The 17197-nt window shown below is 54.9% G+C and carries 15 protein-coding genes and 1 pseudogene; all 16 read right to left on the reverse strand.

Annotated features, from left to right (window positions below; translation table 11 throughout):
* Positions 1-24 precede the first annotated feature (24 nt).
* The 16 genes and pseudogenes from DHN12_RS04370 to DHN12_RS04445 all read right to left on the reverse strand — a co-directional run bounded on the left by DHN12_RS04370 (position 25) and on the right by DHN12_RS04445 (position 17131).
* Complete coding sequence (locus DHN12_RS04370; protein ID WP_108859015.1) at positions 25-459, reverse strand: hypothetical protein; 435 nt, start codon at positions 457-459, stop codon at positions 25-27.
* Entirely contained in the window at positions 456-2522 is a 2067-nt protein-coding gene (locus tag DHN12_RS04375; protein WP_108859016.1) for a glycosyltransferase, read from the reverse strand. The genes DHN12_RS04370 and DHN12_RS04375 overlap by 4 nt, the downstream gene beginning before the upstream one ends.
* Entirely contained in the window at positions 2519-3592 is a 1074-nt protein-coding gene (locus tag DHN12_RS04380) for a glycosyltransferase (protein ID WP_159089959.1), read from the reverse strand. Before DHN12_RS04380 ends, DHN12_RS04375 begins: the two co-directional genes overlap by 4 nt.
* Before the next feature lie 14 nt (positions 3593-3606).
* Positions 3607-3927 carry a hypothetical protein gene (locus tag DHN12_RS04385; protein WP_108859018.1) on the reverse strand — a complete coding sequence of 107 codons (321 nt, stop codon included), beginning with the start codon at positions 3925-3927 and terminating at the stop codon, positions 3607-3609.
* A 75-nt stretch (positions 3928-4002) separates the two neighbouring features.
* Entirely contained in the window at positions 4003-6012 is a 2010-nt protein-coding gene (locus DHN12_RS04390) for a hypothetical protein (RefSeq protein WP_108859019.1), read from the reverse strand.
* A gap of 412 nt (positions 6013-6424) precedes the next feature.
* Positions 6425-6733, reverse strand: a complete 309-nt coding sequence (locus tag DHN12_RS04395) for a Dabb family protein (protein ID WP_108859020.1) — start codon at positions 6731-6733, stop codon at positions 6425-6427.
* Positions 6734-6842: 109 nt separating this feature from the next.
* Entirely contained in the window at positions 6843-7598 is a 756-nt protein-coding gene (locus tag DHN12_RS04400) for an ABC transporter ATP-binding protein (RefSeq protein ID WP_058274761.1), read from the reverse strand.
* Positions 7599-7607: 9 nt separating this feature from the next.
* Positions 7608-8363 (reverse strand): ABC transporter ATP-binding protein, encoded by a 756-nt coding sequence (locus DHN12_RS04405; RefSeq protein ID WP_108859021.1) that lies wholly within the window; start codon positions 8361-8363, stop codon positions 7608-7610.
* Positions 8364-8373: 10 nt separating this feature from the next.
* Positions 8374-9579: a branched-chain amino acid ABC transporter permease gene (locus tag DHN12_RS04410; RefSeq protein ID WP_108859022.1), complete on the reverse strand. Its 1206-nt coding sequence runs from the start codon at positions 9577-9579 to the stop codon at positions 8374-8376.
* Positions 9580-9582: 3 nt separating this feature from the next.
* Positions 9583-10614 (reverse strand): branched-chain amino acid ABC transporter permease, encoded by a 1032-nt coding sequence (locus DHN12_RS04415; RefSeq protein WP_108859023.1) that lies wholly within the window; start codon positions 10612-10614, stop codon positions 9583-9585.
* A 113-nt stretch (positions 10615-10727) separates the two neighbouring features.
* Complete coding sequence (locus DHN12_RS04420) at positions 10728-12074, reverse strand: substrate-binding protein (protein WP_108859119.1); 1347 nt, start codon at positions 12072-12074, stop codon at positions 10728-10730.
* A 764-nt stretch (positions 12075-12838) separates the two neighbouring features.
* Positions 12839-13377, reverse strand: a pseudogene (locus tag DHN12_RS04425) (DDE-type integrase/transposase/recombinase).
* A 105-nt stretch (positions 13378-13482) separates the two neighbouring features.
* Positions 13483-14532 (reverse strand): hypothetical protein, encoded by a 1050-nt coding sequence (locus DHN12_RS04430; RefSeq protein WP_159089960.1) that lies wholly within the window; start codon positions 14530-14532, stop codon positions 13483-13485.
* Positions 14533-14554: 22 nt separating this feature from the next.
* On the reverse strand, positions 14555-14866 hold the full coding sequence (locus DHN12_RS04435) for a MocE family 2Fe-2S type ferredoxin (RefSeq protein WP_108859025.1): 312 nt from the start codon (positions 14864-14866) through the stop codon (positions 14555-14557).
* Positions 14866-16026 carry a fatty acid desaturase family protein gene (locus DHN12_RS04440; protein WP_108859026.1) on the reverse strand — a complete coding sequence of 387 codons (1161 nt, stop codon included), beginning with the start codon at positions 16024-16026 and terminating at the stop codon, positions 14866-14868. The genes DHN12_RS04435 and DHN12_RS04440 overlap by 1 nt, the downstream gene beginning before the upstream one ends.
* Positions 16027-16102: 76 nt before the next feature.
* The gene (locus DHN12_RS04445) at positions 16103-17131 is read right to left on the reverse strand and encodes a LacI family DNA-binding transcriptional regulator (protein WP_108859027.1); all 1029 of its coding nucleotides are present in this window, start codon (positions 17129-17131) and stop codon (positions 16103-16105) included.
* Between the last annotated feature and the right edge of the window lie 66 nt (positions 17132-17197).

Raw genomic sequence — 17197 nt, forward strand, 5'->3', positions numbered from 1 at the left:
TCCCTACTCTAAATCAGCGCCTTGCTAGCCCAACAGACCGATTTCATGCCCGTCAATGATAATCGCCAGATCCCAGTATTTTCTGATTTCTTCCTCGGCGGCCTGGGCTGCAGCGGCCTCTTCGGGAACGCGTTCGACCCGAAACCCGAACCGTTCAAGCCCGCAATAGTCCACGCGGCTGAGAATGACAGGAAAAACCTCTCGCTCCATCGCGGCGGCGGCCAATAGCCTTGCGATAAGATATGGCGTTTCTGGCGGTTCATGCACCCGCACGCCGATATGCACCGGGCCGCCGGGCTCCCGGTCCCACAGCATGAGCGAGGGGGCCAGCCGCATATTCGGAAAGATAACCTTGCCAAGCGGCTTGGCGGCACGATCCTCATTGATCAGATCGTCCAGCGGCTCGGGTCGATTTGGCGACGCTCTGCTGAGGATTTCGAACCATAGATCACTGGTCATATCCGCGCCCCCAATTCGGTTAGCAATTCGGCGGCCTTGACTGCCCCCGTTTTGGGCAGCTCAAAACCATTCAATGCAGATCGGTAAAATTCGGCTCCGTCGTGATCCAGCCAATCTGCCACTGTGCGCTCGAGCGTCATGAATTCGCGTTCGGTGATGGCGGCGCACAAGTCTCGGTCGGCCATAGCTGCGGCGCGCCGTTCCTGATCGTCCAGATAGGGGGCTGACTGCGGAATAAATATCGCCGGGATGCGATGGTACAGCATCTCAAGGACCGAGTTGTATCCGGCCGCAGATATGACCACGTCCGCGGCAAGGCTAAGCTTGGTCGCCTCCAGTGTCTGAACCACGCGGGTGTTTTTCCAACCGAATGTGGCAGGCTGAACCGTGCTTCCGGGCCATGTTACAACAAGGTGCAGGCAATCATCGCGCGCCTCAAGCATGCCCGAGATCGCCTGCAATTGCGCAGACCTGTCCGAGGCAACGCCGCCCCCCAGCATGCTGACAACCAGCTGCTTAAAGTCGCGCCCGAAACGTTCCGCCAGCCGGGCCCTGAGCTGTTCTTTTTCCGCGGCGGACTGTTCCACCTGACGCACGATTGGCCCGACATAATGAACATGATCACCATAGCTGTAGGCGTCGTTCAACTCGTCAAATGCCTCGGAGGGCACGATGACCCGGTCAAATACGCTTTCGCGGCGCAGCATAGTCTGCCTTGACCGGCCTTCAGGCCACAACCCGCGCCGGATCCAAGCCGCCGACAACTTACGTTCACGGATCACCCGGTAGACGGAGTCAAACACGTAGCCGCCGTCAAAAACCAGCGTGTCGTTTTCCTGAAGCACCGCACCAAGACGCCTATACGTCAGCACGTCATTGCCATCTGAATTGGTCTTTGTATCGGCGCGCTGAACCAGAGGGATACAGTCGATACCCTCACGGCGAACAAGCGGGACGCAGCTGGGAAAGGCCGCGAACATTTTTGTCATGGTGTCCGGCATTTCACGGGCAATGATGCTGCACCGCTGCGCGTGGCCCAGCCCCACGCCGTTCGTCGGGAAAAACAGGGTTTTGCGCTTGTCCTGTTCTGACTGACGCTGTTTCGCCGTCAGACCTGCAGCCGTTTCCAGGCGCGAAATGTCAACTGTATGCAACCACTGGGATTTCGAGGCCTGTTCGACAATTTGCGGCACGTTCCCGATCACATTGCCGATCAGATACCCATCCAATGCGAAAGGAGTCTTAGGCCCCAGCAATGCAGGTGCGCCCGAGGACATCAGAACCTCATCATCGGTACAGTCAATGGCAACGCCGCCAGTTGCAATCAGCTCAACCGCAAAAGCGGCCATGCGAACTCCGGCAATTCCATTGCCGAACATCGCCAGAATATCCGTTGAAATCGCCAAAGTCAGCGGCGACAGTCCGGTATACAGGTAGGTTGGCAAATCGTGAAACGGCGACGCCTTGATCGCTTCATTCTGTGCGCCGCTGACAATGAGTTTCAGGTTATAGCCACTCTGGCTGCTCATCCGGGAAAAACAAGACAGCGTCTCGGGGTTGTCCAGCTCCATCGAACCCAACACAAGAGTCACGTTCGGCACCACCCGTTTGGACCGCCGCAATACGGGCCGAACATCCGCCACCAAAGGACTTGAGGTCGATGGCAACACCGGGCGCGGTTGAAAATCTGTCAGGTCGATCACCTGGGCTTCGCGCCCAAGCGCATAGGCCAACCGGGCCTTGGCCGCGATATAGCTTTGCTGGGTCATAAAGCGACCCGTCGCAACAACCGGGACACTCGGGGCGAGCTGTTTGTTACGCAACGACGCAAGAAGAAAATCGTCGATCTCTTCGGCACCCAGTACGAATACGGTCTGCGCCTTGTTCTCGCCCGGGTCGACAAGGAACTTGGCTGCCTCGTAAATCCTGCCACGCCCTGCGTCCTCGGGCAGATAATCGGCATCAATGCACACATTGAAGCCACGTGCGGCAAGCTGCTCGGCAAAGATTAACTGCGTGTCAAACGACCGCAATGAGCGTGTGCCCACTTCGACATAGATCATTTGTTCACCCCGCTGTCGGCGGATAAAACCCCCGACAGCATCGCCTTGAATTTCCCTGCAGAGTAGTTCTGCAGCGCTGATTGCGATCTGGCCACCTGATCATGATATTTCTGCGGTTGAGCGATCAGGTCGGCAATGATTGTGTCCACCTGAGATGGCTGGCAAGTCAAGACGGCATTTCCGAACGTGGCACCAGTATCAGGGTTGGTTAGAACAACCTTACCTGCGGCAACCGCCTCGGCCACAACGCGACCAAAACTTTCCTGCCAGGTCGGCGCGGTGAAATATACAAAAAAGTCAATCATTCCAAAGAACTCTTGCACAGTTATGGCATTAAAGGGAAGCAAGGTCCAATGCGCGCGCAGAACACGGGCATTCAACAAAGCATCCGCCCCAAGAATTACATTGCACTGCGAATGGCTTGGAAAACAGCTGTCCAAATCAGCAATAACGGGGAACTTCTCGAACCCGGGTCGTGAATGTCGCCCACGGCGGTCCTGAGGTGTTTCACACGGGGCGCTCACCTCGGTCTCGCAAATGTTGAACCAGTCAGAGCCCAAGACGTCCCACTGCCGCGCCACGCGAGAGGTTGCCAACCAGTCGACTACGCCGCTTCGATTAAACGGTGATATCGGCGCGAGTGTTTTCCTGAGCGAAATTGTCGAGGCTTCGATCTGGCTTAAACAGCTTGAAACATCAAATCCCTCTGCCCCGCCCGGACGCAGAAAATTCTCATGCGTGATCACGTACAGCTCGCGCGCAATGATCCTTGTGCCAAGCGTGTCCTGAAATTTCAAAAAAGACGGGTTGTGTAAAAATACGAAGTCCGCGCTGATCCGGGGTGCATCCCAAATAATCGGAATGTTCAAATCGTCCAGTACCTGCCGCAAAACCGGTGAAACGTGTTGGTTGGTGCCAAACGTCCTGGACGTGATCGCGTGCACGACCACCTGCCCGCATTCGGCGGCCACCGGCAATTCGGCCGCCACAGCCGCAGAAGTCCCGCCAGAAAACCGCGGCTCGATGACATAGGCGATCGTTGGTGTGTTTGATCGCCCGAAGGCAAGCATTTCTGACATCCGAATCAGTGTTGCCGCGAGGCATCGAATGCCTCGTTAGCCGCACGGTTCTCGCTGCCGGCCGGTGCACTGGTGGCATAGCTGAAATCCAGATTGCCAACAGATGCGACCTCGTGAAAACTCCGCAGCTCCAGCGACAGTTCATCTTCGCCGGTCAATAGCTCAGGGTTTTTGTCGAGGTAGGAATACAGAGCCTGAATGTCATTGGTGGACAGCATTTGGTCGATGGCCAGCAGATGCTCAAGCGTAATTTCGGCACGCGCGTTTTGGGTCGTCGATAAAAATAGCAGAGCAGTTACGATGCCGATAAGTCGTCTATCCGTCATTTTGGATACCTCGTCGGAAACAATTAACAGTACAAAATCTTGAATCAGCCTTTTCAGTATAGCTTAAAAATACAGTCATTGGGTCGTCGCTTTCTTAAGTTTGCTCAGGACCTGACTTTTCAGTTGATTGACGCGGTTAGGGGCCTGGGTTCTGGCCGTGCTGAGTGTGTTGGTTTGCTTGACCCTGGTGACGTCAGAGCCTTTTCCTGCCAACCATAACTCTACGATTCCACTAGGAGTTTTGACGTTGGACCCTGTGAAATCCCGCAGCAATGCACCGGAGTCTCTGGCAAGGGCGGCTGCTCTTTCTTCGTCCTGCTTGTGATAAAAGCGAACGTTTGACTGGGTGATCTTAAACCCCACGCGCGCTTGCCCGTTAAGCTTATGTCCGGTCGAAGTCAGGTTAGTCACAACAGAATCCACAACGCTCTGCGGAACGTTGGTCGGCGCATAAATCCGGTAGGCCACGGACACATTTGCCGGGGCGGGCTCTGGTTCCAGAGGCGTGATTGCATCATTCAGCAGAGGCGGTGTCAGAGGCAAGACCGGTGATTCCAACGGGCTTGGTATCGCCGAAAGGACTGGTGCCCGTAAAGCTAATGATGTCTCGTAAGCGGCCGGTGTCATCAATGGGGCCGGCGCGTCGATTGGCTTTGGCGCGGTTGGCAGTGCCGCCAATTCGACAGGCTCGGGCTGGGGTTCGTATGGCAACGGTTGCGCAATCTCGACAGCAAGGCTTGTGCCCTCTGGCCGCACAGCAATGTCCGAACCAGTTGATTCGCTTGTCTGGAGGCCCTGTTCCGGCTGATAACCACTCTCGGGCTCGGTTAAGAGGACATCCAAAGATACTTGCGTTTCGGTATAGTCCAGTACACCGGGCTGGATCGGAACTACAGGCGGCCGCATTGTTGTTGGGGTTGCAGCTACGTTTACGCCTTTCAAAAACTCTTCGGGTCTTGCCACTGTCACAGTTGTTTCAAGCACAGCGACAGAAGTGCTGAAAATTTCAGGCGTGGATTGAAGCCGGACAAAACCAAGATTCAACTCTTGCCGAGGTCGATAGCTTAGCAGAGTTATCGGCAGTGGTGGCTGGACAAGAGTCGGTACGAAAGACCGAACACTAGGTGCCAAGCGCGACAATTCTGGTTTGATACCGCCCGATTGCTCGGACGAAACTGATAAGAGTAGCGACAACGACGCCAAATCCTGTGACGCGGCTGTGTCACCGTCAGGCAAATTTGATTCAGATGATGTATCGAACACGGTTGCAGACGTTACAGCCAAGTCCGCCGCACCACTTGTAACGTCGGACGGCGGCACCGAGTGCTCGGCGAGTTCCGCGTCTTGTTGCATGATCGCGCCTGTTGCCGGGGTCTCTTGGCTCACCAAACCTGCATTTTCGGTTGGACCGGGGGCGTTCAACCCAGACAAAATCAAAAAAACCGAAGACGACGCAACAACACCGATGCCGCATCCTGCCGCGACCAGTCCCAACCGCATCTTTAGGCGCTTACGATTCTGATCGTCTGTCCTTTCCTTAAGGGTTCTGCGCAAACGATCGGAAAACCCTTCCCCGGGTAGCTCTTGGCCTAATTTCGGGTCGACTAGATCCTCTGGTCTATTGTCGGGATGGATGCCCAGCGCGAGCCCGCCATCGGGCGGCACAGTGCTTGCTTCCCCTCGAGCATCGCGTGCTACGTTTTCAGTCGCGCGACTGTCATCATTGGCGGTTTGACTGTCAAATCGCCCTGCAGTCGCTTTTTGAACCGACTCACCAGATTGGTGAGAACTGGTAGCTTGGGCAGGCTTACCAAAGGCTCCAGACTGCCCCGCCGCTGCGTTTAGCGCGTTTGCTGGCTGCGCACCATCGGTTGAGTTCGTGGCTTTGTTTTGGCCTGGATCAGATGACTGTAAAGCTGCGGCTTTTGCCTTGCGGGCGGCGATATTAATTTCTCGCTGTTTACGAGCGTTTTCAAGCATCTCCTGCCAGTCAGGAGATTGCACAAAATCATAAATATCCGACACTTTGTTAGCGTCTTTTTTGGCAACTTCAGGGCGAGCTTTTTGATCGCTGGCCTTTGTCATCAACACCCCCGAACTGGCCGCCGGAACACGCTCTTCGCTGTCGCAACTCGGCCAAACCAAATACACTCGTGAACATCAAAAAATTCAAAAAAATGTAGGAAGCAGTATAAAAAATTGACCGCTGGAAGACAAGTAATCCGGTGTTCGTCGTGCAAATATTGCCGCTTTCGCAAGGGTAAAATGCGCCGTCTTTCACCCCTTCTGCGCCCTGGCGCTATCTGCGTCGGCGCCGCGAATTCAGTAAAATGGGGTTCATCAATCATTGGTGATCAAGCTGATCGGGGCCGTTTCCGCTGATCATAAACTTGCCACCAAACGGTTACAGCGACACAGTCGCGCGGCACCACGCTGCGCCGGTCAGCACACAGTTTCAGTCCGCCCTTCAGAATTTGGCTAAACCAGCTTCAATGTCTCAGACCTCTAAATCCAGGACCAGAATTCCGTCGATACCGCCCACGGTGTTTTCGACCAACTGCGCGCCCAGCGCTTTGTGCCTCTCGTTGCTTTGGTACCTGGCCAATGCGGCCCAATCACCGAAATCAATCACAAACCCATGCTTGTAACCGCGTTCGATCTGTTCAGGGCTTTCGCTGCGGCCACCAGTGAACCCACCTGCACCCGGAAGGGCGTCGGTCAGGTCCGACAGGCCCCTGTAAATCTTCCCGATGGTTTCTTCGGTCACGTCGGGCCGGAATTTTGTCAGGACTATATGGCGGATCATAGTTAGTTGCCTTGATCATGAGTGTAGGAGCGCAAGCGTCCGAAGAATTCGAGCGTCTCCATAACTAAGGCGTTTGCAACCAGAATGTACCTAAAACTCCGAGCCTGCCCTAGATCGCCAAATACTCCTCGCGAAGGCCGGTGTCTTGAAGCACCTCATTCGCCGTCCCATCAAATACGATGGTGCCCGTGTCCAGAATGATCGCGCGATCGGCTAACTCCAATGCTCGGACTGCGTTCTGTTCGACGATGATCGTGGTCATGCCCTGTTGCTTGACGTGGGCCAGTGTTTTTTCAATCTCGTCGACAATGACCGGGGCCAGACCTTCGTAAGGCTCATCCAGAAGCAGGACCTTGATATCCCGGGCAAGGGCTCTGGCGATTGACAGCATTTGTTGTTCGCCACCCGACAACGTAATCCCCTCTTGTTTCCTGCGTTCGCCCAAACGCGGGAACAATTCATACAACCGCTCCAAGGACCATCCGACTGGCGGCGCAATCTGGGCAAGCTGCAGGTTTTCCTCAACGGTCAGTCCTGGGATAATTCGTCTGTCTTCCGGTACAAGGCCAAGGCCAACAGACGCCGCTTCGTAGCTTGTCATATTGTGTAGCGGCTGGTGATCCAGCCAGATTTCACCGTGCCTTACTTCGGGATCGCCTACCCGCGCAATCGACCGGAGTGTCGAGGTTTTGCCAGCGCCGTTCCGTCCAAGCAGGGCCAGAATCTCGCCTTCGTGCACATTAAAGCTGACGCCCTGCACAATATAGCTTTCTCCGTAGTACGAATGCATGTCCCATACAGACAGGAACGCAGGCGCGGTGCTTGCCCTATTGGCGTTTTTCGAAAAGTCGGGTTTCTCATTCATAGCTTTTCCTTACGCCGCCTCGCCCAGATAGGCTTCACGAACCTTGGGATGTCCACGGATTTTTTCTGGAGTATCTTCGACCAGCGGCGTCCCTTGCGCCAGAACTGTGATGCGTTCCGCAAGGCTGAAGACCACATGCATGTCATGCTCGATAATGGCGATGGTTATGTCGCGCTCATCCTTGATCTGTTTTAGCAAATCGATGGTGTTGTTGGTGTCCGCCCGCGCCATGCCCGCCGTAGGTTCGTCCAGCAACAACAGCCGCGGATTTTGACTGAGGCACATGCCAATCTCAAGGCGCCGCTTGTCGCCGCGTGACAGCGACGCCGCGTGCATTTCGCGTTTGTCGGCCATGTTCATTTCTTCCAGCATGACTTCGGCTTGTTCGACGACCTCACGTTCGTTAGCGATGGTCTCATAGGCATGCATCCGGAATGCCCCATCCCGCATCGCGAAGATCGGGATCAGCATGTTCTCCATCACGGTCAGCTCGCCAAAGATCTCAGGCGTTTGGAACACGCGGCTGATGCCCATCTGGTTGATCTGGAACGGCTCGAGTCCCAGAACCGAGTTGTTGTTGAACAACACCGATCCGGTGTCCGGCATCAGCTTGCCCACCAGACAGTTCAGCAGCGTCGATTTTCCCGCGCCATTGGGGCCGATGATCGCGTGAACCGAGTTCTCTTCGATATTGAGGTTCACATCTGTCAGCGCCTTAAGGCCACCGAAGCGTTTGCTGACGTCTTTGACTCTTAGAATTGCCATTTCTCGCCCCTTATTCCGCCGGTTCTGTTTTGCCCGACGGCGCATCGTCGGTGTCTTTTTTCTTGCGCTTGAAGCGCTTGAGCAAACGTTGCCCACCTTCGACAAGACCTCCCGGCAGATAGATGACAACCAGCATGAATAGGATGCCCAGCGTCAGGTGCCAGCCTTTGCCGATGAACGGATGGATCACGAACACCACGGCGTCCTCCAGTCCGTCAGGCAGGAATGCGAACCAGCTATGCAGGACGTTGTCGTTGATCTTCGAGAAGATGTTCTCGAAATACTTGATGAAACCTGCGCCCAGAACCGGCCCGATCAACGTACCCGTACCACCGAGGATCGTCATCAGAACCACCTCACCCGAGGCCGTCCATTGCATCCGCTCGGCGCCTGCCAGCGGGTCCATGGCGGCCATCAGACCACCGGCCAGACCGGCGTACATGCCCGAGATCACAAAGGCCGCGAGCGTATATGGCTTGGAGTTCAGGCCCGTATAGTTCATCCGCTGCTGGTTCGATTTTACCGCCCGCAGCATCATGCCAAAGGGCGACCGGAAGATACGGATAGACAGGTAGAACACGGCCATCATGATCACGGCACACAAGTAGTAACCCGCGTTGAAGTCAAAGCTCCACGCGCCGACGTCCATCGTGTACGTCGCGCGCATAGGCAATCCAAACAGATGCGGTAAGTCGGGCGCGTTGGCACCCTGCAGAATCTGCGGATCATCTGCATAAACCTGCAGGCCGGTTTCCCCGTTTGTCAGGTTAAACTTGGGGTTTGACAGAACCGAGTAGGCCAGCGCAAAGCTCATTTGTGCGAAGGCCAGCGTCAGGATCGAGAAATAGATCCCCGACCGCCGCAGGCTGATGAACCCGATAAGTAGTGAGAACAGGCCCGCGACGACGACACTCAGCGCGATGGCTGGAATGACGTTGTAGCTGAGCAGTTTGAACATCCAAACTGCCGAGTATGATCCTACGCCCAGAAAGGCCGCGTGACCGAAAGACAAGTACCCGGTCAGGCCAAACAGAATGTTGAACCCGATGGCGAAGATCCCGAAAATCACGAACCTCTGCATCAAATCCGGGTAACCCGCGTTGAACTGCGCCATGGCGCTGCCCTCTGGAAACGGGTTCAGGATGAAAGGCGCCAGCAAGGTCAGGAGTGCGACGACGATCAGCAGGCTGGTGTCTTTTTTATTCAGTCCCAACATTGATTATTCCTCCATCACGCCCTTGCGCCCCATCAGCCCGCGCGGACGCGTCAGCAGCACGATGATGGCGACAAGGTAGATGATGATCTGATTGATGCCCGGGATCGTTGTGGTGGCCCAGGTGGTCGAGGCAAAGCTTTCCAGAATGCCCAGCAAAAAGCCCGCCAGAACAGCGCCTGGCAATGACCCCATTCCGCCGACAACAACCACGACGAAGCTAAGGACCAGAAAGTCCATTCCCATGTGGTAGTTCGGCGGGTTGAGCGGCCCGTACATCACACCGGCTAGGCCGGCGACACCGGCAGCAATGCCAAACATAATGGTAAACCGGCGGTCAATATTGATGCCTAGCAGGCCCACTGTTTCCCGATCAGCCATTCCGGCGCGGACAACCATCCCGAAGGTGGTGAACTGCAGGAACGAAAACACTGCCCCGATTATGCCCACGGCAAAGCCAAAATAGACCAATCGCCAGATCGGGTAGATGATTGCATTGGGATCAAAACCAACCATGGTGCCCAGATCGACAGATCCGCTCAGCACATCAGGCGGAGGGGTCTGGATCGGGTTGGCGCCGAAGAAATACTTGACGATTTCCTGCAGAACGATCGCAAGGCCAAAGGTCACAAGGATCTGGTCTGCATGCGGGCGCTTATAGAAGTGTTTGATCAGCCCGCGTTCCATCACATAGCCAACCAGCAACATCACCGGAATCGCGAACAGGATGGATAGCGGGACGGACCAGTCAATAATCGTTGCGCCGACTTCGGGGCCGAACCAGGCCTCGATAAAAGGGGTTTCGACCTTCAGCGGATTACCCAGAAAGTCTTTTTGGGTTTCATCCAGGGTCACGAAACTCAGGTTCAGCAGCTTTTGCAAAGTAACGGCGCAGAACGCGCCAATCATGAACAAAGCCCCGTGGGCAAAGTTCACGACGCCGAGCGTCCCGAAGATCAGAGTCAGACCCAGCGCGATCAGCGCATAAGCCGAGCCCTTGTCCAGACCGTTGAGTATTTGCAGTAGGATGGCGTCCATTGGGCCCACCTCAGGGTTGGTCAGTGTGGATTGAGTGGTTGGGACCAGGCCCACAGGCCTGGCCGTAAGTCGTCTGACCGCCGAGAACGACGGTCAGACATTCGCCAAAAGGCTTACGCGCCCGGATTGCACTTGCCCAGTTCGCCACCGGCGAACATCGGGTGCTCGGGATCGTACTCGACCTGCGCACGCGGCGTGATCTCGACGATTTCAAGCGTGTCATACGCGTTGGTCGGGTTCTCGTTGCCACGCACAACCAGCACATCCTTAAAGCACTGGTGATCAGCCCCGCGATACCAAGTGGGACCATTGCCCAGCCCGTCGAACTCAAAGTCTTCCAGAGCTTCTGCAACACCACAGGGGTTGAAGGTGCCCGCACGCTCACATGCATCCGCATAAAGCAGCACTTGTGCATAACAGGTCTGAGCAGAGTTGGACGGCGGCTTGCCGTATTTCTCACCAAAGGACTTCACGAAGGCCTTTGTGCCCTCATCCTGCAACTGCCAGTTCCAGTTCATCGAGCCCAGAACACCCTTGATGTTCTCGCCCGCACCAGCGGCCATCAGCTCGGAATACAGTGGCACGACGATCTTGAAGTCCTTGCCGTTTGCAACCTTGTCGAGCAGACCGAACTGGATCGCGTTGGTCAGCGAGTTCACCATGTTGCCGCCATAGTGGTTTAGAACCAGCACGTCCGCGCCAGAGTTCAGAACCGGTGCGATGTAGGACGAGAAGTCCGTAGACGCCAGCGGTGTTTTGACCGTGTTGACCGTCTCCCAGCCCAGGGCTTCGGTCGAGGCAACGATCGACTCTTCCTGGGTCCAGCCCCAGTTGTAGTCAGCCGTCAGGTGATAGGCGCGACGTTCTTTGCCCATCTCAGCCGCCAGCACCGGCGCCAGAGCGGCACCCGACATGTAGGCATTGAAGAAGTGGCGGAAACCGTTGGCCTTCTTGTCCTTGCCGGTGGTGTCGTTTGCGTGGGTCAGGCCGGCCATGAAGATGACGCCCGCCTCTTGGCACAGGCCCTGAACCGCAACAGCCACGCCCGAGGACGAACCACCGTTGATCATGATTGCGCCGTCTTTTTCGATCATCGACTTGGCCGATGCGCGGGCTGCATCCGATTTGGTTTGGGTGTCGCCGGTGACGAACCCGACCTTCTTGCCCAGGATACCGTTCCCCTGCAGCGCCTTCGACGAGAATGTGTTCAAGCAACCACCGTCGCCCTCGCCGTTCAGATGTTCGACCGCCAGCTGCTGCGCCAGCAATTCGTCATTGCCTTCGTCGGCATAAGGTCCGGTTTGCGGAACATTGAAGCCCAGAGTGACAGACGCCCCTGTCGGCTCATTGGTAAAGGCAGCGGCCGACGAAGCCGTAAAGATCGTAGGCAGGGCCAGACCGGTACCTGCAACGGCACCGGACTTTAGCACGCCGCGGCGCGTGACATTATTCTTAGTCATGTATTCCTCCCATTTCCATTTTTCGTCCTTTGGCTCCTCTTCCAGCAGACGAAAGCGCACTTTTGTGCATTCCAATAATGGAAATCAGACAGAAAATTTCTCAATAAATTACTAGTATTGAAACAAAATTTTGTAAATTTGTTCACGAATAACTGGGGTATTTGTAAATAAATTGGCAAATTGCCATGTACCATGAATGCTTTCATACGCTTAGATGTGAACCGCCACAGGAGCATTCCTGCGCCTCAGCCCGACAGGCCCCATGAGCCAACAACGGGCGGAAAGTCCAGACTGCCGCTTTACGCATTCTTTCGACTGATTAAAGCAGGACAGCCACTTGGGCTATCAACGTTCCGACAATCGACACATCTCATACTGAGACAGCTTAATTCGCTCATTAGCTAAGGCAAACCCGGTCAAACAATTGAAAAGCTATTAACACTTGCCCACGAAATCGCCTTCTCGGCCTGTCTTTCACGACTCCCTGCAAATCGCCGTAAATCCAGTGAATGACGCCCATAGCAACCCCGCCAAAATACGGACCCAATACTTGATCTCGAGTTTCAGTCAGAGCGGTATTACGTGAAGCTGAAAGTAAACAGCGCTTCAAATCGCTGGGACTACTACACAATTCTGAAACGGGAAATCAAATGGGACGGGCATGAGTGGCAGTGCTATCAGACAAATTCGAACCGGTCTCAGCCTAACTCAGAAAGCCGGAATTTAGGCGGAAGAATCTGGCTTCACGCGGGAAGAGCGGCGGTTCAGTTGAGTTTGCACTTGTCGCGTGAGTAAAGCTGCCATTCATGATTGAAGTGACTATGGACGGGTGAGTGGTCTGCGGTAAACTATTGCAAACATCACATTTGCCGGAAGCAGAGCATCGCACGTTCTTTTTTTCGAAACGGAAGATGTGAATTCTCAGCAAGATTGTTCTTCCAACGGCCAGTTTCTTGTCCTAACGCATTCCCTATGACTTTCATCGCCGCGTCGTAAGAGTGCAATTTGTCAGTGACGACGAAACCTGGCTGGCCGAATCGTTTCATCGCTTTCTTCGAGGGCCGCAACACGATCCCGGCGCTTCGTGTCATAGCTTTCCAGCACCTCGCCTTCATGGTCGGCTGCCCGTCACAGGTAATATTGCTTGCCGGTGATCTTCAATAATAACCTAATTTAGATGCCGCTACCAGTTCGCAGAACATCGCATCCGATCTATGTGTTTTCGGCTAGTTTCTGCGGCACAGATAGGGCCAAACCTATTCAACCAGAATCGAACGTGCACCATCACTGCTAGGCGAATGATCTCAGGGGTGGTTTTGAAGCAGCGAAAAAGTGAGCGTTTTTGTCATCAAGCGAAGCTACGAAACTGCCCTGCCTGTCTCAAGCCAATTTCCCCTGCACCACCCGTTCAAATGTTCAGGGCTTGCGGATCGAATGGCACAAGAATCTCCTGATTTTCTGTACCTCGGATCAAGAGTTGGTTTCCCAGAGTCTCAACTGCAATCACCCTGGCTCCACTACGCCAACGAAGCGCCCCGATTACATGTGTAACCTCAACTTGGCGATCGGGGTTTAGATGAATGACGCCGTGATCGTTCGGGAAACTGTTTTCGACATTTCCCAGGATGGGCGACGCGGCCCCTTCCTCAACCCCAAGGCAGGCGAAGTGGCGGCTCGACCAAGGAGCATAATATCGACCACCGTTCGAATGCCACAGCATCGTCATCGGCAAAGCCTGAGCCGATTTAAGCGATAGGAACATGTCGCCCTCCACGGGGCGAGTTACCGCGGTCCAACCCAATTTCTCTTCAGGCGAATCCAATCCAACAACAAAGTCTTCACTCTGTGGAGACCAAGGGTAGTTTGACAGATTCACTTCGTCGTCTTTCCCGGGAAAAGAGGCCAACGTTTGGCTTTCAGCCGGATATCTAAGCGTTGAATAGCCCAATGCCGGATCAACTTCCTGCGAGACCTTCGGCGTTCTCCAACACTGCTTTCGAGAGGTTTGAATGATCCCGCCATTGGGCAAGGATACATTTGCGTGATTTGCAACTGGCACCATGCCGTCGCCACCAATGAAAGTGTGACGCTGGTAGACGAATGGATGCTCAGGATGCAGTGTAATCTCTTTTTGCAGCCTAGCTCCATAGACCGTTCTGTCGAGCTCAGCGCGCAAATAGCTGTCGGTCTTTTCTTCTAGTCTCCAACGAGAGTTAGCTGGCCACCCATGCAACGGCGATGTCCCCTCAGTTGACCCGAATGGGGCGCAGAAGAAATCACCGCCGAGTTTTTCCAAATGAGGTGCTATACCTTCGGGCATAACTTCGTCTGTGCCGACCCAAGGGGCGCGATGCAGTGGTGAAATCTCTGCGTAACCGTCGTACACACTGAAACTCTCAATCAACCCCAACTGCAAATCGAATGAAAGCCGGATGCCCCTTGCGGACAGTTCGATCACAAACCACTCCCAACCCAATAAATCATCCTACCAATACCATGATGCGACCATTTCCTACTCTGGTTGCGTAGGTGCGGAGATCTTCACATACGGGCGCCCTCAAAGCTTTGCCCGTGCGATAGTCGAATAGCCCATTATGCTTGGGGCACTCTATCTCGTTGTCCATCACCAGCCCGTCCGACAAGTGCACTTGTTCGTGTGTACAGAGACCATCGGTGCAATAGAACTCATTGTCCAAACTACGAACAATCACGTAGGTTCTACCGTCGTGGTCCCAACGAATGAGATCTTCTTCCTCAACATCGTCTACGGCGCATGCGTCAACCCAAGGCATTACGTTCCTCCTTGATCACCGATTTCTAACCCGGTGTTTCTCTCCGGAACTGCCAAGTGCAAATGTTCCCGATATGGGCGGGCCGTCGGCGGGAGCGACTTTCGAATGGCATGGTTCGGATCTACTCGCTGCCTCATGACGGAGCCCATCATTTCCCTGTAGCCGTCCCAAATCGAAGTGTTCGGCGGCGGCAGGTCATCCTTGATCAGTTCATGAAGCGCTGGAAGAGAATAGTATGGAACCATCGGGAACATATGGTGTTCGATGTGGTAATTCATGTTCCAGTATACCCATCGGCTGATCGGGTTCATATAGAGCGTTCGGGAATTCAAACGGTGATCAAGAACATTCTCCGCAAGCCCTCCATGCTGAAGCAGCCCCGTCATTACGAAATGCCAACACCCATAGACCCGAGGACCTCCGATCAAGAGTATGGGGATCAGGGATTTCCATGCGGCCCCGGAGACAAGCAAAACAAATGAAACCACCAAAACAGCGGCGTAGATTGCAATGTGAACCCGCGCCCAAAAGATCGCCTTGGGCCATTGGCTTTCCGGAATGTAATCCCGCTCTTCTTGCGACAAGTTTCCCATCGCATTTCGCGTCAGAACTTTGAGGGAAGTCCACGTTTCAACAATCCCCACAAACGCAAGCGCTTTCAGGATCAGGCTGATCGGGTGCATCCACGCTATTTCCGGATCGCGGCCAACAATGAGTGTATCGGTGTGATGCCGCGCGTGGCTCCAGCGCCAATTGACCGGGTTTCGCATGATCTGGAAGGACGCGATGTGGTACACGACGTCGTTCATCCAGCGGGTTCGAAAGGCTGTTCCGTGTCCGCATTCGTGCCAACGGCTGTCGCAGGCAGAACCATACACGACGCCGTATGCAAACCAGAAAGGCACGCAAAGCCAGCGGCCCCAGAAGTACAGACCACCAGCCGCAAAAACAAAGTGCAGAGCGATCCAGATCACTGTGTCTCGAATGGCCGGCGCATCCCTGCGCTTCATAAGCGATTTCAGATTCTTACGAGGAACATCGCTGTGGTACCACTCTGCGGCAGACAGGCCGTTTTCTATCGCTTGACGCGTATTCGCACCAGTCAGGGAATAATCTCGAACAGTGAGTTCAGAGCCAATGGGTGTGGTCGACTTACTCATTTCCCCTGTCTCCATCGCTCACAGCGCGTCCCGCTTCTGGCTAGACTATAGCAAAGGCGCCTAGATTTTGACTGCGCTAATTGGGCGGCGCAGAGCTCGCCCGTGTTACAAGCTCTACGGGAAGCGCTGATTTCATTGGGAGCGCTTTGCCAGTGTTCGCCAACTGGCCCAGCAAAACCTCCGCCGCACGGCGCCCCAGTTGGTGCCGGTCCTGTCGGATTGTTGTCAGCGCGGGAACGTAAGACCCAGACATTTCGATGTCGTCGAAACCAACAACCGAAATATCACCGGGAATCTTCAACCCACCCGCGACCAGCCCGGAAATCAATCCAAAAGCAACCATATCCGCGGCGCAGAACACCGCCGTTGGGCGCTCATCCATCGCAAGTATTCGTCTGGCGGCCTCATGTCCGGATTCCAGCGAGAAGTCGCCCCTGATGATCCACTCGGACCGCGCTGGGAGCCCCAAGCGTGTCCGTTCTTCGACCACACCCTCACGCCGGGCGGCCGTCAGAACATTCCCGTCAGGACCGGTAACATGCGCGATTTTCTTGTGGCCCAAATCATGTAAGTGCCTGATCGCCAATCGCGCACCTTCAGCGTTGTCGCTGGAAATCACCGGAAAGGCCTCGCCTTCCACCCACTCACATAAAAATACTATGCGGTCGCCCGCGCCGTATGTGACGCATTGCTGAAGTGCGGTCGAAGGAATGCCACCATCCAAAGAGATTGCGCCATCTATCCGGCCGTCTCGAAAGTACCCAGCAAGAGTTTCTTCCTGCAGCGGATTACTTTCGGTATCGGCGATCAGAACTGCATAGTCCGAGCCCGCAAACCCTTCGCTGATACCGGCAAGTATGCCCGAATAGAAAGGTTTGCCGAGGTTGGGAACCAGGATCAGTACCGCCCCCGCCCTTTTCATCCGCAGGTTTCGGGCAGCTTGATTAACACGATATCCCGTCTCGCGAATAGCATCCAAAACAGCACCACGTGTTGATTTTGACACCAGATCGGGATTGGACAGAACACGACTTACAGTGGCTGTCGACACCTGCGAAACACGTGCGACGTCCTGTATTGTGGCGGGTTTGGGTATCTTGCTCATTGCTTGGCAGTCGATTTCTAGCTTGACTCGAATCTCATGTGGTGCCGATTATGTAATCGATTACAC

It is taken from the genome of Ruegeria sp. Alg231-54 (genome assembly GCF_900143525.1).
Classification (GTDB): Bacteria; Pseudomonadota; Alphaproteobacteria; order Rhodobacterales; family Rhodobacteraceae; genus Ruegeria.

Coding starts and splice junctions, on each gene's coding strand:
- DHN12_RS04405 (WP_108859021.1), bottom strand. CDS start 8,363: ATGGCAATTCTAAGAGTCAAAGACGTCAGCAAACGCTTCGGTGGCCTT.
- DHN12_RS04385 (WP_108859018.1), bottom strand. CDS start 3,927: ATGACGGATAGACGACTTATCGGCATCGTAACTGCTCTGCTATTTTTA.
- DHN12_RS04445 (WP_108859027.1), bottom strand. CDS start 17,131: ATGAGCAAGATACCCAAACCCGCCACAATACAGGACGTCGCACGTGTT.
- DHN12_RS04440 (WP_108859026.1), bottom strand. CDS start 16,026: ATGAGTAAGTCGACCACACCCATTGGCTCTGAACTCACTGTTCGAGAT.
- DHN12_RS04420 (WP_108859119.1), bottom strand. CDS start 12,074: ATGACTAAGAATAATGTCACGCGCCGCGGCGTGCTAAAGTCCGGTGCC.
- DHN12_RS04370 (WP_108859015.1), bottom strand. CDS start 459: ATGACCAGTGATCTATGGTTCGAAATCCTCAGCAGAGCGTCGCCAAAT.
- DHN12_RS04375 (WP_108859016.1), bottom strand. CDS start 2,522: ATGATCTATGTCGAAGTGGGCACACGCTCATTGCGGTCGTTTGACACG.
- DHN12_RS04390 (WP_108859019.1), bottom strand. CDS start 6,012: ATGACAAAGGCCAGCGATCAAAAAGCTCGCCCTGAAGTTGCCAAAAAA.
- DHN12_RS04380 (WP_159089959.1), bottom strand. CDS start 3,592: ATGCTTGCCTTCGGGCGATCAAACACACCAACGATCGCCTATGTCATC.
- DHN12_RS04395 (WP_108859020.1), bottom strand. CDS start 6,733: ATGATCCGCCATATAGTCCTGACAAAATTCCGGCCCGACGTGACCGAA.
- DHN12_RS04435 (WP_108859025.1), bottom strand. CDS start 14,866: ATGCCTTGGGTTGACGCATGCGCCGTAGACGATGTTGAGGAAGAAGAT.
- DHN12_RS04415 (WP_108859023.1), bottom strand. CDS start 10,614: ATGGACGCCATCCTACTGCAAATACTCAACGGTCTGGACAAGGGCTCG.
- DHN12_RS04410 (WP_108859022.1), bottom strand. CDS start 9,579: ATGTTGGGACTGAATAAAAAAGACACCAGCCTGCTGATCGTCGTCGCA.
- DHN12_RS04400 (WP_058274761.1), bottom strand. CDS start 7,598: ATGAATGAGAAACCCGACTTTTCGAAAAACGCCAATAGGGCAAGCACC.